The sequence below is a fragment of the Streptomyces humi genome (assembly GCF_001005085.2).
Taxonomy (GTDB): Bacteria; Actinomycetota; Actinomycetes; order Streptomycetales; family Streptomycetaceae; genus Streptomyces; species Streptomyces humi.
The window spans coordinates 1-14278 of the sequence record NZ_LBMU02000148.1 but is presented as its reverse complement, the minus strand read 5'-3'; the positions used below and the strand labels follow the sequence as shown (position 1 = coordinate 14278).

Below are 14278 nucleotides of genomic sequence, written 5' to 3'. Positions count from 1 at the left end.
GCGCCCGCGTCCGCGCCGAAGCACTCGGCCGGTCCACCTGACGAAGCCCCGCCAAAGCCGCCGGTGAGACGGCGTCAGGGCGTGCGCCGCGCCACCGGCACCTTCAGTGGCCGGGCGAGGCCCACCACGGCCTCGTCGAGGCGCTGGAGGTGCCGCAGCACCCGGTCGGTCACCCGGCCGTAGCGCGGGGCGCGCAACGTGCCCGGTTCCAGCATCGCCGCGATGCTGGAACCGGTCTCGATGTGCGGGACGGGCTGCCGGCCGGCCACCTGGGCGGCGATCGCCTCGATGTTGTGCACGATCCGCCGGCCGGCCCCGCGCAGCCGGGGATCCGCCGCGATCGCCGGATGCGTGGGCAGCAGCTCGGCCGTCGCCGCGAGCGACCGCGCGTGATAGGCGCAGGTCTCCAGGAGCGCCACCACGTAGCGGGCGGTGTCCCGGCGGGAGCGCAGCGGGGCGATCGGATGGGTCAGCGGCTCGGTGGCCGCCCGCAGGTCGGCCAGTGCCTGGTCCAGCTCCCGTGCCTTCTCCACCAGGTCGACCGGCGGCGCCCCGCCCAGCTGGTCGGCGGCGGCCCGGGTCACGTCGGCCAGCCGGTCCAGCGTCGTCGCCAGCAGCTCGTCGGTGCGGCGGCCGGTGTGCACCGGCAGCACCACCGCGGCCGCGATCACCCCGCACACCGCCCCCAGCGCCGTCTCCTCCACCCGCAGCACCAGCACGTCCAGGCTGTAGGTGTTCAGGAGCGTGTACAGCAGGCCCAGCATCGCCGTCACGAAGAACGACATCAGGGTGTACGACAGCGGAGCCGAGTAGAACATCGCGAAGACGAACAGCAGCACCAGCGCGAACGCCGTCCAGGTGTGATGTCCCACCAGTCCCGCCAGGACGATGCCGGCCACCACGCCGAGGACCGTGCCCAGCAGCCGCCGGTACCCCTTGACCAGGATCTCGCCGGTGGACGCGGTGTTGATGAACACGATCCAGCAGGTCAGCACCGCCCAGTACCAGCGCTGCGCGGACAGGAACTCGCCGCCCACGATGGCCAGCGCCGATCCGACCGCCACCTGCACCGCCGCCCGCGTGGTCGGCCGGCGCAGCCCGGTCGCCTCCTCGGGCTCCGGCTCGCTCTCCTCGGCGCCCTCGATGGCCGCGTCCTCGGCGTCCAGTTCCTCACGGGACCGGGAGGTCGCCGGGGTGTCGTCGGACTCGTCCTGCGGCCCGTCCATGGCGATCCGCAGCCCCAGCACCGCCCGTGCCGTCTCGCCGATGCCCCGGAAGACGTCCTGGACGGCGGGGGAGGCAGGCGGCAGGGCGTCCTCCTCGCGGTAGCCGAGGAGGCGGTTGCGCAGCTGGGCGAGGGCGGTCCCGGACTCCGGTCCCGCCGGGCGCAGCACCAGCACCCGCAGCGCCTCCAGGTCCAGCCGCAGCCGCTCCATGGACTCGTCCCGCACCGGCTCCCGCGCGGCCGCCGGGAGCGCGGCGCCCGGCAGATGCAGGGTGAGGGTGTCGGCCCGCCGGGCGCTGCGGGCGGTGAGCAGCAGCAGCCCGAGCCGCTCGGCCGCGATCTCGGCGTCCGCGATCCGGCGCTGCACCAGCCTGGCCACCCCCTCGTCGGAGGTGCCGTCCGCGAGCCGCCCCTGGATGAGCAGCGCCGTCTCGTGCAGCCGGGCGGTCCGCACCCGGACCTCCTCGACCGCCTTGTCCAGTTCGTCCGGACCGGCGTCCAGCAACTCGACCTGCGCGGAGACCAGTTGCGCGAACCTGGCCCGGAAGGCGCGCCGCAGCCGGTCCAGGATGCCCGTCGGGGTCTGCCGGACGAGCAGGAAACGCGCCACCGCGGCGCAGCCGAACGCGACCGTGATCGCGAGGTACAGACCCGGCAGCGCCGCGACGGTCGCGTGCACGAACAACGACACGAAGTAGATCTGGAAGCCGATCAGGCCCAGCGCGGTGCCCCGGTCACCGAAGCGGCGGCCGTACACCGCGCAGAAGATGAGCGCCACGAAGAACAGGTCGCCGAGCACGACCCGCTGGTCGAGCAGCGCGCCCAGCGACACCGAGGCCAGCGCCACCGGCAGGCCGAGGGCGAGCGTGCCGGCCTGCTGCGGACGCTGCTTCTCACGGATGGCGAAGGTGGCCACCATGGCCGTGATGGCCCCGGCCACCAGGTGCGACACATCGGCCCGCAGGACCGTCAGGACGGCGAGCGTGAGCCCGATGGAGACGACCGTGCGCAGACCGGCGGTGAACCGGAGCAGGCCGGGGTCGGCCGCCGCCAGCCGGCCCCACACCTCCGTCCGTACCGTCCGTCCCGCCGCTCTCACCGGGCCGCGCTCTGTGTCATGCCGTCGTGTCGCCGGGACCCTCGGCGCGCGCCCTCACCTGCTCGGGGGTCAGATACGTGTCCGTGTACTCGAAGTCCTTCAGCCGGGCGGGCTTGCGGGCCTGGAAGCCGGTACGGACGAAGTCGTCGCCGCCCAGCGCGTTGAGCACCCAGTTGGTCGCCACCCGGGTCTTGGCCACGTTCGTGCGCAGCGCCGACCAGTGGTAGCCCCGGGCCACCGCCTGGGCGGGCAGCCCGCGCAGCTCGATGCCGAGCGGCTTGGAGACCGCGTCCGTGCCGCCGAGGTCCACCACCAGCCCCAGGTCCTTGTGGACGTACGGGCGCAGTGCCTGCCCCCGCAGGGTCGCGATGACGTTGTCGGCGACCACCTTGCCCTGCCGCATCGCGTGCTGCGCGGTGGGCGGGCAGACCGCGCCCGCCTCGCCCTTGGCCTTGTCCGGCACGGCCGCCGCGTCGCCGAGCGCGAACACCCCGTCGTGGCCCGGCAGGGTCATCTCGGCGTCCACCGCGAGCCGTCCCCGGACGGTCTCCGCGCCCAGCGTGGCGATCAGCGGGCTGGCGACCACCCCGGCCGTCCAGATCAGCGTGTGGGTGGGCACCACCCGCCCGTCGGTGAAGGTGACCTCCTCGGGGCCGGCCTTGTCGATCGACACCCCCAGGGACACCTCGATGCCGCGCCGGCCCAGGATCTCCTGGGCGCTGCGGCCCAGCTTGTCGCCCAGCTCGGGCATCAGCTTCGGCGCGATGTCGATCAGGTGCCACTTGATCAGCTTGGGGTCGAGGTTCGGATAGCGGTGCAGCGCGGCATGGGTGAGCTTCTGTAGGCAGGCCGCCGTCTCGGTGCCCGCGTACCCGCCGCCGACCACCACGAACTGGAGCCGGGCGGCCCGCTCGGCCGGGTCGTCGCTGGCGTCGGCCAGATCCAGCTGCGAGATGACGTGGTCGCGGATGTACGCGGCCTCCGCCAGGGTCTTCATGCCGAAGGCGTGTTCGGTCAGACCGGGGATGTCGAAGGTGCGGGTGACGCTGCCAGGGGCCAGCACGATGTAGTCGTAGCGCTCGTTGACCAGCTTGTCGGTGATGGTGCGCACCACGCACACCTTGGACTTCAGGTCCACACCGATCGCGCCACCCGGGATGATCTTGGTGCGGTACTTCTTGCTGCGGCGCAGCGAGACGGCGATCGACTGGGGCGTCAGCACACCCGAGGCGACCTGGGGCAGCAGAGGCAGATAGAGCTGGTAGGAGAACGGGGTCACCAGAGTGATGTCGGCCTCGTCGGGGGCGAGTTTCCGCTCCAGGCGGCGTACACACCCCACTCCGGCGAAGCCGGCGCCCACCACCAGGATCCTGGGTCGTGTCACGGTGTCCATCCCTTTCCGCTGCTCCAGAGGCCCGGATTCACGCCCTTCGGATGCCCCGGAACGCTTGCTTCGCACCACTTCGATCCCACCGTGCCCGACGCCGTTCCGCCAGCCGGGCGGAGCAGGCAGACGAACGCGTGGGCTCCAGCATGCCCCCTCGATCGTCTGGAGTAACCGGCTGTCGTACAGATATGCGCCGGACTTCCGTCCGGTCCGGGACCGCCCCACGGCGATCACGTGCGCCAGTAGAGTGCCCGGCATGGCGCACACCCAGCCCGGCACGGGCTTCCAGAGGCGGCACATCGATCCCGACCGCGTGGCCCCGCTGGTGGGCGCCCTGGACTCGCAGGACGCCAATCCGGGCGTACGGAGGCTGCGCGCCTGGGCCGAGGAGGCGCTGGCGATACGGCCCGGCGAGCGACTCGTCGACGTCGGCTCCGGCACCGGCTCGCAGACCAGGGCGCTGGCCGACGCCGTCGGCCCGGACGGCGTCGCGATCGGCGTCGAACCCAACGAGGGGCTGCGCGCGGTCGCCGAGGAACGGTCGGCGGGCAGCCGGGTGCGTTTCACCGACGGCGACGCGCTCGCCCTGCCGCTGCCCGACGGGTCGATGGACCTGGTGTGGTGCGAGCGGGTGCTCCAGCACCTCGCCGACCCGGACCTGGCGGTCGCCGAGATGGCCCGGGTGCTCCGCCCCGGCGGCCGGGTGGCCCTGCTGGACACCGACTGGGGCACCACCCTCCTGCACCCCGGCGAGCCCGACGTCGTGCGCGCGCTGACGTCCGCCGCGCTCAACGGAGCCAACCCCTACTCCGGGCGCCGGCTGGTCGGCCAGCTCAGCGCGGCCGGGTTCGTGGTGGACGACCGCGGCTCGCAGGCCCTGCTCCAGGACCACCGCACGGTCGCCTGGCCGCTGATCCGCATGCTCGGCGAGGCCGCGGTACGCACCGGCGCGCTCACCGCGGAGCAGCGCGACACCCTGTACGCCGACCTGACCGAGGCCGCCGGACGGGGGGCCCTGCACATGTCGGTGACGATGTTCGGGGTGGTCGCCCGCCTGCCCGCGTGAGGTCCGCCGTCACCAGGGCAGGAAGACGTGGATGTCCTTGCCGGTGTCGGTGACCACCACGCTGACCTGGTCGCAGAGGGTGTGCAGCAGATGCCACCCGACCCCGCCACCGCCGCGCTGCGGGTGGAAGGGCCGGGGCTCGGGCCGGACCCGGCTGGTGTCGTGCATGGTGACGTGCACGCCGTCGTAGGTGCGGCGCAGCCGCAGCTCGAAGGGGCCGGGCGCGTACTGCACCACGTTGGCGGCCAGTTCCGTCACGGCCAGCAGGATGTCGTCCCAGTACTCCGGTGACGTGGGCGGGGCGAGCCGCGCGAGGTCCGCGAGGTAGCTGTCCGTGACGAGCCGGGCGTCGGTCACGCTGCGCAGCTCACCGGCGAAGGAGACCGTGCGGTCGAGGGTCTCGTCCGTGGCTGGTCTGTGGTCGCGCCGTGGCCCGCTCGGCATCTCGTCTCTCCCGGCCCCGGAAGGGGTGACAGTCAGGGTGCTGATCTCTTCCTTCGCGGCGAGTGCCCGCGCACGCGCCGGATACGCGTGATCCGGTCAGCGGAACACGTCGTCGGAATCCTCCCACTCCGCCGGCTCCTGGGAACCCGGCCGCCGTACCGCCCGCGAGCGGGCCTGGTACATGGCGTCGATCTCGGCGGCGTAGTGGTGCGCTATGGCGTCCCGGCGCAGCTTCATCGACGGCGTCAGCATTCCGTTGCCCGGGGCGAACGGTTCCTGGAGCACCCGGTAGACCCGGATCGACTCGGAACGGGACACCACGCTGTTGGCGGACGCGATGGCCCGGGCGATCTCCTCCCGCAGCGCGTTCTCCTCACGCGCCTCGCGCCCCGGTGAGTCGCCGGGCACCGCCAGCGCGCCCCGCCAGTGCGCGAGGAAGTCCGGGTCCAGGGTGATCAGCGCGCCCACACAGGGCCGGTCGTCACCCACCACCACCGCCTGGTGCACCAGGGGGTGCATCCGCAGCCGCTGCTCCAGCGGCGCCGGAGCCACGCTCTTGCCGCTGCTGGTGATGATGATGTCCTTCTTGCGGCCGGTGATGGTCAGGTAGCCCTCGGGGTCGAGCCGCCCGATGTCCCCGGTGGCCAGCCAGCCACCGCGCAGCGCGGCCCGGGTCGCGTAGTCGTCACCCACGTAGCCCTGGAAGACCGACGGCCCGCGCACCAGGATCTCGCCGTCGTCCGCGACCTGGATCTGGGTGCCGGGCAGCGCCTGACCGACCGTGCCGGACTTCTCCCGGCCCAGGGGCTGCATGGTGATGCCGCCGCTGGACTCGGTCAGCCCGTAGCCGTCGTGCACGGGGACGCCGATGCCCTCGTAGAACAGGGATATCTCACGGCTGAGCGAGGAGCCGCCCGAGGTGGCCCGCAGGACCCGCCCGCCGAGCGCCCCCCGCAGCTTGCGGTACACCGTCCGTTCGTACAGGGCGTGCTGGAGCCGCAGGTCGAAGGCCGGACCCGCGCCGGTGCCCAGCCGCTGCCGCTCCTCGGCGGCGGCGAAGTCCCGCGCGGTCTCCACGGCCCGCTCGAACAGCGCGCCCCGGCCCGACTGCTGGGCGGTCCGCAGGAACGTCTTGTACAGCTTCTCCAGCACCGACGGCACCGCGTACAGATAGGTCGGCCGGAAGGTCCCGAGCGCCGCGGCCAGCGCCGCCTCCGACATCTCCGGCTCGTGGCCCATCAGGATCCCGCCGCGCAGACACATCACCATGACCATCAGCCCGTACACGTGCGAGAAGGGCAGATACGCCAGCACGGAGGCCTGTTCGCCGGAGCGCGCGGCGGTGTGTCCCCAGCCGGCCAGCAGCGTGTCGCACGGGTACGCCAGACCGTTGTGGCTCAGCGCGCAGCCGAGCGGGCGTCCCGAGGTGCCCGAGGTGTAGGTGATGGCGGCCGTGGAGTCCGGCATCACGATCCGGCGCAGCGACTCCACCGTGGTCAGCGGGACGTACGTGCCCTTCTGCACGAGCTCGGGCAGCGCCCCGGAGTCCAGCTGCCACACGTGCTTGAGCCGGGGCAGTCCCTCGCACACCGTGCCGACGGTCATGACCGCCTGTTCGTCCTCGACCACCACGGCCACACAGCCGGCGTCCCGCAGGATCCACTCGACCTGGTCCCGGGACGACGTCGGATGGATCGGGACGACCTCCGCGCCCACCGTCCACAGTGCGAGACACAGCACCGTCCACTCGTAGCGCGTCCGCGCCATCATGGCCACGCGCTGTCCGGGCGAGACCCCCGACGCGACCAGCCCCTTGGCCAGGTCGACCACTTCGTCGCGGAGTTCGACCGCGCTGACCTCCTCCCAGCCCGCGGCCAGGCCTTCGGGCCGGCGCGCCAGCACCGGCAGGGTCGGGTTCCGGTCCGCCGTCTCGAAGATGCTGTCGGCGAGCCCGCCGGTCAGGGTCGAAGCGGTCGTCGGAGCGAGGGCGTAGTCGCGCATGCGCTGCTCCTGGTTGTACGGAGGGTGACCCTCCCGATCGGTACTGTTGTCGACGCGGGTCGAATGTAGCCCAGGGGAGGGCGGCCCGTGTCCGGAACGGTCAACTCGTGTCCGCCCGATGACCTGAGATCAGCCCTGGGTGCGGCGCACGCACTCGACGACGACGTCCCTGAGGCTGCCGGTGCGCTCCAGGAACGCCCGCTGCTCGCGGGCACCGGTGCCCCTGTGCAGCAGCTGTGCGAGCCCCTCTTCCACCCCGCTGGTGTCACCGCTGTCGGCCAGCGCCTCCGCGGTGTGCGCGAGCAGCGCCCGCACCACCTCGCCGGCCGGCCGCGGCCGCATGGTCACGGGATGCAGCAGGTCCTGTTCCAGACCGGTGCGGGCGGCCTGCCAGGAGGCCATCCTGAGCATGCTCACGCTGGGGTCGAGCGGCGGCCGGCCGGCCCGCCAGTCCCGTGCGGCCGTCTCCACCAGGGCCCGGGTCAGCGTGGCGACCAGGACGGTGGTGTCGGCGCCCAGGCACACGTCGGCCACCCGGATCTCCACGGTCGGGTACTGCTCGGACAGGCGCGCGTCGAAGTACACCATCCCGGGGTCCAGGATGACCCCGCTGGCCACCATGTCCGCGACCCGCCGCCGGTACCCCCGCGCCGAGCCGAACAGCTCGGTCGGCCCCGCCGACGGGCCGCGCGCCCACAGGCGGCTGCGGAAGCTCGCGTAACCGGAGTCCCGGCCCTGCCAGAACGGCGAGTTGGCACTGATCGCGCGCAGCACCGGGAGCCACGGCCGCAGCCGGTCGAGGACGGCGACGCCCTCCTCGTCGGACTCGACCGACACGTGCACGTGGCAGCCGCAGACGAACCAGTCCGTGGTGGCGGTCCCGAACCGTCCCGCCATCCAGTGGTAGCGGTCGTGCCGGGTGAGCTCGGGGGCCACCGGCACCGGGCAGGTGGCGAGCGCGGCGACCGCGCAGCCGATCTCCCCGGCGAGCCGGGCCGCCTCCTTGCGGCAGCGGGCGATCTCGGCGCCGAGGTCCGCCATCCGGTGTTGCGGACTGGTGGCGAACTCCAGCATCTGCCCGAACAGTTCCTTCTGGAACACCAGCTGCCCCGGGTCGTCCTGGGCGGCGCGGTCCAGGACGGCCGCCGACTGGGGCATCGGCTCCCCGCTGTCCGGGTGGACCAGCAGGAGTTCTTCCTCCACTCCGACGGTACGCAGCACTGGGAACCGCCCTCCGGCCGGGCCGCGACCGGGCGCGGCGGGGTCTTTCACCCGAACTGCCCGGCCCCGGCCGAGGAAACACGTACGGACACCGTCGGCGGCCTATGGGGCGACAGGCTCCAGCCACACCGTGCCGAGCGGCGGCAGCGTCAGCCGCAGAGCGCCGTCGTCGGCGAGCAGCGGGCCCCGGCTGACGACGTCCCCGCCGCCGTAGCGCGCGCTGTCCGTGTTGAGGATCTCGCGCCAGACCGGGGCCCCCTTGGGCACGCCCAGACGGTAGCCGGGACGGACCACGGGGGAGAGGTTGGAGACCGCCAGCAGCGGCCGGGCCTCGGCGTCGAACCTCAGGAACGCGAAGACGTTGTCCTCGGCCGCGTCCCCCAGGACCCACTGGAAACCCGCGGGATCGGTGTCGCGCTGCCACAGGGCGGGCCGGGAGCGGTACACGGTGTTGAGATCGCGGACCAGATCCCGGACACCCCGGTGATCCGCCTCGGCGCCGTACCCGGGGTCCAGCAGCCACCAGTGGGGCCCTTCGGCCTCCGACCACTCACCGCCCTGGGCGAACTCCTGCCCCATGAAGAGCAGTTGTTTGCCGGGATGGGCCCACATGAAGCCCAGATAGGCCCGGTGATTGGCGCGTTGCTGCCACCAGTCGCCGGGCATCTTCGACACCAGGGACTGCTTGCCGTGGACCACTTCGTCGTGGGAGATGGGCAGCACGTAGTTCTCGCTGTACGCGTACACCATCGAGAAGGTCATCTCGTCGTGGTGGTACTTGCGGTGGACGGGCTCGTGCCGGATGTACTCCAGCGAGTCGTGCATCCACCCCATGTTCCACTTCAGTCCGAAGCCCAGGCCGCCGCTGTCCGTCGGGCGGGTCACCCCGTCCCACGCGGTGGACTCCTCGGCGATGGTCACCACGCCCGGGGCCCGCCGGTACACGGTCGCGTTCATCTCCTGGAGGAACGCCATCGCGTCCAGGTCCTCGCGCCCGCCGAACACGTTCGGCGTCCACTGCCCGGAGTCCCGCGAGTAGTCGAGGTAGAGCATCGAGGCGACCGCGTCCACCCGCAGCCCGTCGATGTGGAACTCCTCGCACCAGTACACCGCGTTGGCGACGAGGAAGTTGCGCACCTCCACCCGGCCCAGGTCGAACTCGTAGGTCCCCCAGTCCGGATGCTCGGCCCGCCGCTCGTCCCCGGGTTCGTACAGCGGGTCCCCGTCGAAGCGGGCCAGCGCCCAGTCGTCCTTGGGGAAGTGGGCCGGCACCCAGTCCATGATCACGCCGATACCGGCCCGGTGCAGCGCGTCGACCAGGTACCTGAAGTCGTCCGGGGTGCCGAGCCGGGAGGTCGGCGCGTAGAAGCCGGTGACCTGGTAGCCCCAGGAGCCGCCGAACGGGTGCTCGGCGACCGGCATGAACTCGACGTGCGTGAATCCCAGGTCGGCGACATACGCGGGAAGTTCCTCGGCGAGCTGACGATACGTCAGTCCCTGGCGCCAGGACGGGAGATGGATCTCGTACACCGAGAACGGCGCCTCGTGCACAGGCGTGTCGCCGCGCCGCGCCATCCACTGCGCGTCGTCCCACTCGTACCGCGAGACCGTAACGATCGAGGCGGTCGCGGGCGGCACCTCCGTCCGCCGGGCCATCGGGTCGGCCTTGAGGAACCGGCCTCCGTAGCGGGACGTGATCTCGAACTTGTACCGGGCCCCCTCGCCCACACCCGGCAGGAACAGCTCCCACACCCCGGCCGCGCCCAGCGAGCGCATCGGGAACTGCGTGCCGTCCCAGCAGGTGAAGTCGCCGGCCACCCGCACGCCCTGGGCGTTCGGCGCCCAGACCGTGAACCGGGTGCCGGCCACCCCGTCATGGGTCATCGGCTCGGCGCCGAGCGCCTTCCACAGCTGCTCGTGCCGCCCCTCCCGGATCAGATGCAGATCGAGCTCACCGAGCGCCGGCAGGAAACGGTACGGATCGTGCACCTCGTGCTCGCCGTCCTCGTACTCGACGAGCAGGGTGTACGACGGGACCTCGGCGTACGGCAGCACGGCGGCGAACAGCCCGTCGTCCTCCGGCGCCAGGGGAGTACCCACCCCGTCGACGAGCACGCTGACCGCGCGGGCCTGCGGTCGCAGCGCACGGAAGAGGGTGCCGCCGTCCACCGGGTGGGCGCCGAGCAGCGCGTGCGGATCGTGGTGGGCGCCCGCCAGCAGCCGTCCGCGGTCGGCCGCCTCCAGCGGCGGGGCCGTGGGACGGGAGGGCCCCGAGGGCTCGGGGAGCGAAGAGTCACGCAGTGCCATGAAGTCAGCCTCCCCAGCGGGCGAGCCGCTCGATCGCGGCCATCGGAACCGGGAGCCAGGCCGGCCGGTGCCTGGCCTCGTACACCACTTCGTACACCGCGCGGTCCGTCTCGTGGGCGCGCAGCAACGCGTGCTTCTCACGCGGGTCCCAGCCGGCCCGGGCAGCGTAGCCCGCGCAGTAGGCCTCCCGGCAGTGACTGGCCCATTCCGGGCGCCACGGGCGGCGCTGCCGGGCCGCGTAGTCGAACGACCGCAGCATGCCGGCCACGTCCCGGACGGGCGACTGGATGCCGCGCCGTTCGGCGAGCGGCCGGGACGGCTCACCCTCGAAGTCGATGACGAACCACTCGCGGTCCGCCCGCAGCACCTGCCCCAGATGGAGATCGCCGTGGATCCGCTGGGCGGGTGGCCCCCCGGCGCAGCCGGCGAGCGCGTCGAAGGCGCCCCGCAGCCCGGGCACGAACGGCCGCAGCGCCGGCACCGCGTGTGCCGCCGCCTCCAGCCGTGCGGTCATCGCCTGGGCCGTACGGCCGTGGTCGTCGCGGCCCGCGGCGGGAAAGGCGCGGGCCAGCGCGAGATGGACATCGGCGGTCGCCCGCCCCAGCTCGTGTGCCTCGGTGGCGAAGTCGTCCCCAGCCGCGAGGGCCCGCAGGGACAGGGTCCAGCCGTCGGCCGCGTCGGGCAGGAACGGCTGGAGCACGCCGAGGGTCGCCGGCCGTGGCTCGGTGGTGCGGAACCAGGCCACCGGCGCGGGCACCCGCGCACAGCCCTGCGCGGCCAGCGCGCCGGGCACCTCCAGGTCCGGGTTGATACCGGGCTGGATCCGCCGGAACACCTTCAGGATGTAGGAATCGCCGTACACGAGAGACGAGTTGGACTGTTCCGCGGTCAGCAGCCGGGGTGCGAGTTTGCCGGGTATCCGGGCGTCCGGCGCGGCCTCGAAACGCAACGGGCCCGCCGTACCGGGGATCCGCAGCCGTTCCAGCAGCAGTTCGGCGGCGCGCGGGTCGTGCAGGGCGTCGTAGACCGCGAGCCCGGCCAGCGGGCCCTCCTCGGCCCGGCCGATGTACGCCCGCTCCAGCTCGGGTGCGCGGTGCTCGCGCACCCCGAGCAGCAGCTGGTAGCAGTCACCCGACGGGGAGGCGTCCCCGCCGGCCGAGTGGTCGGCGTGGACGAGCAGATGCAGGCAGCCAGGGAAGAGCTCGGTCACGGACTGCACGGACAGCTCCGTGACGGGCCTGTCCTTGCCCGCGAACCAGCGCTGCCGGGGCAGCCAGTCGCGCAGCAGCGCACCCAGGGAGGCCAGCGGCCGGTCGAGGTCGAGGCCCGCCGCCGCGCTCCGGGGCAGGTCGACGGTCTTCGTCATGGTGACGCGTCCTTTCCTCGGCTCCGCACGCTCAGCGCCGAAGGCCGGTGCGGGAGGCGACTCGGGAGAGCCGGAACCAGTAGAAGCCGTGCCCCGCGAGGGTGAGCAGGTACGGCAGCTCGCCGATCGCCGGGAACCGCACCCCGCCGATCAGCTCCACCGGGTGCCGGCCGTCGTAGGCCCGCAGGTCGAGCTCGGTGGGCTGGGCGAACCGGGAGAAGTTGTGGACACAGAGGACCAGGTCGTCCTCGTACTCCCGCAGGAACGCGATCACCGCGGCGTTGGTCGACTGGAGTTCGGTGTAGGTGCCCAGTCCGAAGGCGGGGTTCTGCTTGCGGATCTCGATCATGCGGCGGGTCCAGTGGAGCAGGGACGACGGCGAGGACATGGAGGCCTCGACGTTGGTGACCTGGTAGCCGTAGACCGGGTCCATGATCGTGGGCAGGTACAGGCGCCCCGGATCGCAGTTCGAGAAGCCGGCGTTGCGGTCGGGGGTCCACTGCATGGGGGTGCGGACGGCGTCGCGGTCGCCGAGCCAGATGTTGTCGCCCATGCCGATCTCGTCACCGTAGTAGAGGATCGGCGAGCCGGGCAGGGAGAGCAGCAGGGCGGTGAAGAGTTCGATCTGGTTGCGGTCGTTGTCGAGGAGGGGGGCGAGGCGGCGGCGGATGCCGATGTTGGCGCGCATACGCGGGTCCTTCGCGTATTCGGCCCACATGTAGTCGCGTTCCTCGTCGGTGACCATCTCCAGGGTCAGTTCGTCGTGGTTGCGCAGGAAGATGCCCCACTGGCAGCCGGAGGGGATGGCGGGGGTCTTGGCCAGGATCTCCGAGACGGGGTAGCGGGACTCCCGGCGCACGGCCATGAAGATCCGTGGCATCACGGGGAAGTGGAACGCCATGTGGCACTCGTCCCCGCCCTTCTCGTAGTTCCCGAAGTAGTCGACGACGTCCTCCGGCCACTGGTTCGCCTCCGCCAGCAGCACGGTGTCCGGGTACATCGCGTCGATCTCGCGGCGGACCCGCCGCAGGAACTCGTGGGTGGGCGGCAGGTTCTCGCAGTTGGTGCCTTCCTCCGCGTACAGGTACGGCACGGCGTCCAGCCGGAAGCCGTCGATGCCCAGGTCCAGCCAGAAGCGGAGGGCCGCCAGGACCTCCTCCTGGACGGCCGGGTTCTCGTAGTTGAGATCCGGCTGGTGGGAGAAGAAGCGGTGGAAGTAGTACTGGCCGCGCACGGGGTCGAAGGTCCAGTTGGAGACCTCGGTGTCGACGAAGATGATCCGGGCGTCCTGGTACTGCTTGTCGTCGTCCGCCCACATGTAGTAGTCGCCGTAGGGTCCCTCGGGGTTCGTGCGGGACTCCTGGAACCAGGGGTGCTGGTCGCTGGTGTGGTTGACGACGAAGTCGATGATGACGCGCATCCCGCGCTGGTGGGCGGCGTCGACGAACTCCACGAAGTCCGCCAGGTCCCCGAACTCCGGCAGGACCGAGGTGTAGTCGGCGACGTCGTAACCGCCGTCCCGCAGTGGGGACTTGAAGAACGGTGGCAGCCAGAGGCAGTCGACGCCGAGCCACTGGAGGTAGTCGAGCTTGGCGGTCAGGCCCTTGAGGTCGCCGATGCCGTCGCCGTCGCTGTCCTGGAAGGAGCGCACCAGGACCTCGTAGAAGACCGCGCGTTTGAACCAGTCCGGGTCCCGGTCCTTGGCGGGAGTGTCCTCGAAGGTGTCCGGGACGGGTTGGTTGACAGTCATGACGCGCTGGGCCCTCCGTTCACTGGTGCCGGCCGCGCCACCTGGAACACATGCGCCGGTGTCCGGCCGGGTGTGAGGCGTACGTAGTTGGTGCTGCCCCACGCGTAGGTCTCATCCGTGAGTTCGTCCCGCACGGACAGGGCCGCGTGCCAGTCGAGGCCGAGTCGCGGCATGTCCAACGAGACCGTGGCCTCCTGGGTGTGGTGGGGGTCGAGGTTGACGACCACCAGAACCGTGTCCGTTCCGCTGCGCTTGCTGTACGCGAGGACGGAGTCGTTGTCCGTGTGGTGGAAGTGCAGGTCGCGCAGTTGCCGAAGCGCGGGGTGGGCGCGCCGGACGGTGTTGAGGCGGGTGATGAGGGGGGCGATGCCGTCGGTGTCGGCGCGGTCCCAGTCGCGGGGTTTGAGCTGGT

The 14278-nt window shown here is 72.0% G+C and carries 10 protein-coding genes; 1 reads left to right on the top strand and 9 read right to left on the bottom strand.

The window, feature by feature from the left end; genetic code table 11:
• Positions 1–74 precede the first annotated feature (74 nt).
• Both AAW13_RS43275 and AAW13_RS43270 read right to left on the bottom strand, forming a co-directional pair.
• The gene (locus AAW13_RS43275) at positions 75–2324 is read right to left on the bottom strand and encodes an FUSC family protein (protein WP_240528939.1); all 2250 of its coding nucleotides are present in this window, start codon (positions 2322–2324) and stop codon (positions 75–77) included.
• Between the two features lie 16 nt (positions 2325–2340).
• Complete coding sequence (locus AAW13_RS43270) at positions 2341–3717, bottom strand: NAD(P)/FAD-dependent oxidoreductase (RefSeq protein ID WP_046732724.1); 1377 nt, start codon at positions 3715–3717, stop codon at positions 2341–2343.
• Between the two features lie 250 nt (positions 3718–3967).
• Between AAW13_RS43270 and AAW13_RS43265 the strand changes: the two genes are divergently transcribed.
• A complete protein-coding gene (locus AAW13_RS43265; protein WP_046732725.1) occupies positions 3968–4777 on the top strand; it encodes a methyltransferase domain-containing protein in 810 nt (269 codons plus the stop codon).
• Between the two features lie 9 nt (positions 4778–4786).
• On the opposite strand, the gene AAW13_RS43260 is transcribed toward AAW13_RS43265, so the two are convergent.
• From AAW13_RS43260 to AAW13_RS43230, 7 genes are all read right to left on the bottom strand, one after another.
• On the bottom strand, positions 4787–5221 hold the full coding sequence (locus AAW13_RS43260; protein ID WP_046732726.1) for an ATP-binding protein: 435 nt from the start codon (positions 5219–5221) through the stop codon (positions 4787–4789).
• 96 nt (positions 5222–5317) lie between these two features.
• Entirely contained in the window at positions 5318–7222 is a 1905-nt protein-coding gene (locus tag AAW13_RS43255) for an AMP-dependent synthetase/ligase (RefSeq protein ID WP_046732727.1), read from the bottom strand.
• A 129-nt stretch (positions 7223–7351) separates the two neighbouring features.
• Complete coding sequence (locus tag AAW13_RS43250) at positions 7352–8440, bottom strand: glutamate--cysteine ligase 2 (RefSeq protein ID WP_046732731.1); 1089 nt, start codon at positions 8438–8440, stop codon at positions 7352–7354.
• Positions 8441–8545: 105 nt separating this feature from the next.
• Positions 8546–10750 (bottom strand): 1,4-alpha-glucan branching enzyme, encoded by a 2205-nt coding sequence (gene glgB, locus AAW13_RS43245; protein ID WP_046732728.1) that lies wholly within the window; start codon positions 10748–10750, stop codon positions 8546–8548.
• A 4-nt stretch (positions 10751–10754) separates the two neighbouring features.
• A complete protein-coding gene (locus AAW13_RS43240) occupies positions 10755–12116 on the bottom strand; it encodes a maltokinase N-terminal cap-like domain-containing protein (protein WP_046732729.1) in 1362 nt (453 codons plus the stop codon).
• Positions 12117–12147: 31 nt separating this feature from the next.
• Positions 12148–13866, bottom strand: coding sequence for a maltose alpha-D-glucosyltransferase (treS, locus tag AAW13_RS43235; RefSeq protein ID WP_071659877.1), 1719 nt, complete (start codon positions 13864–13866; stop codon positions 12148–12150).
• Positions 13863–14278: alpha-glucosidase C-terminal domain-containing protein (locus AAW13_RS43230; protein WP_143145109.1), on the bottom strand; the 416-nt coding region annotated here is incomplete at its 5' end. The genes treS and AAW13_RS43230, both read right to left, overlap by 4 nt.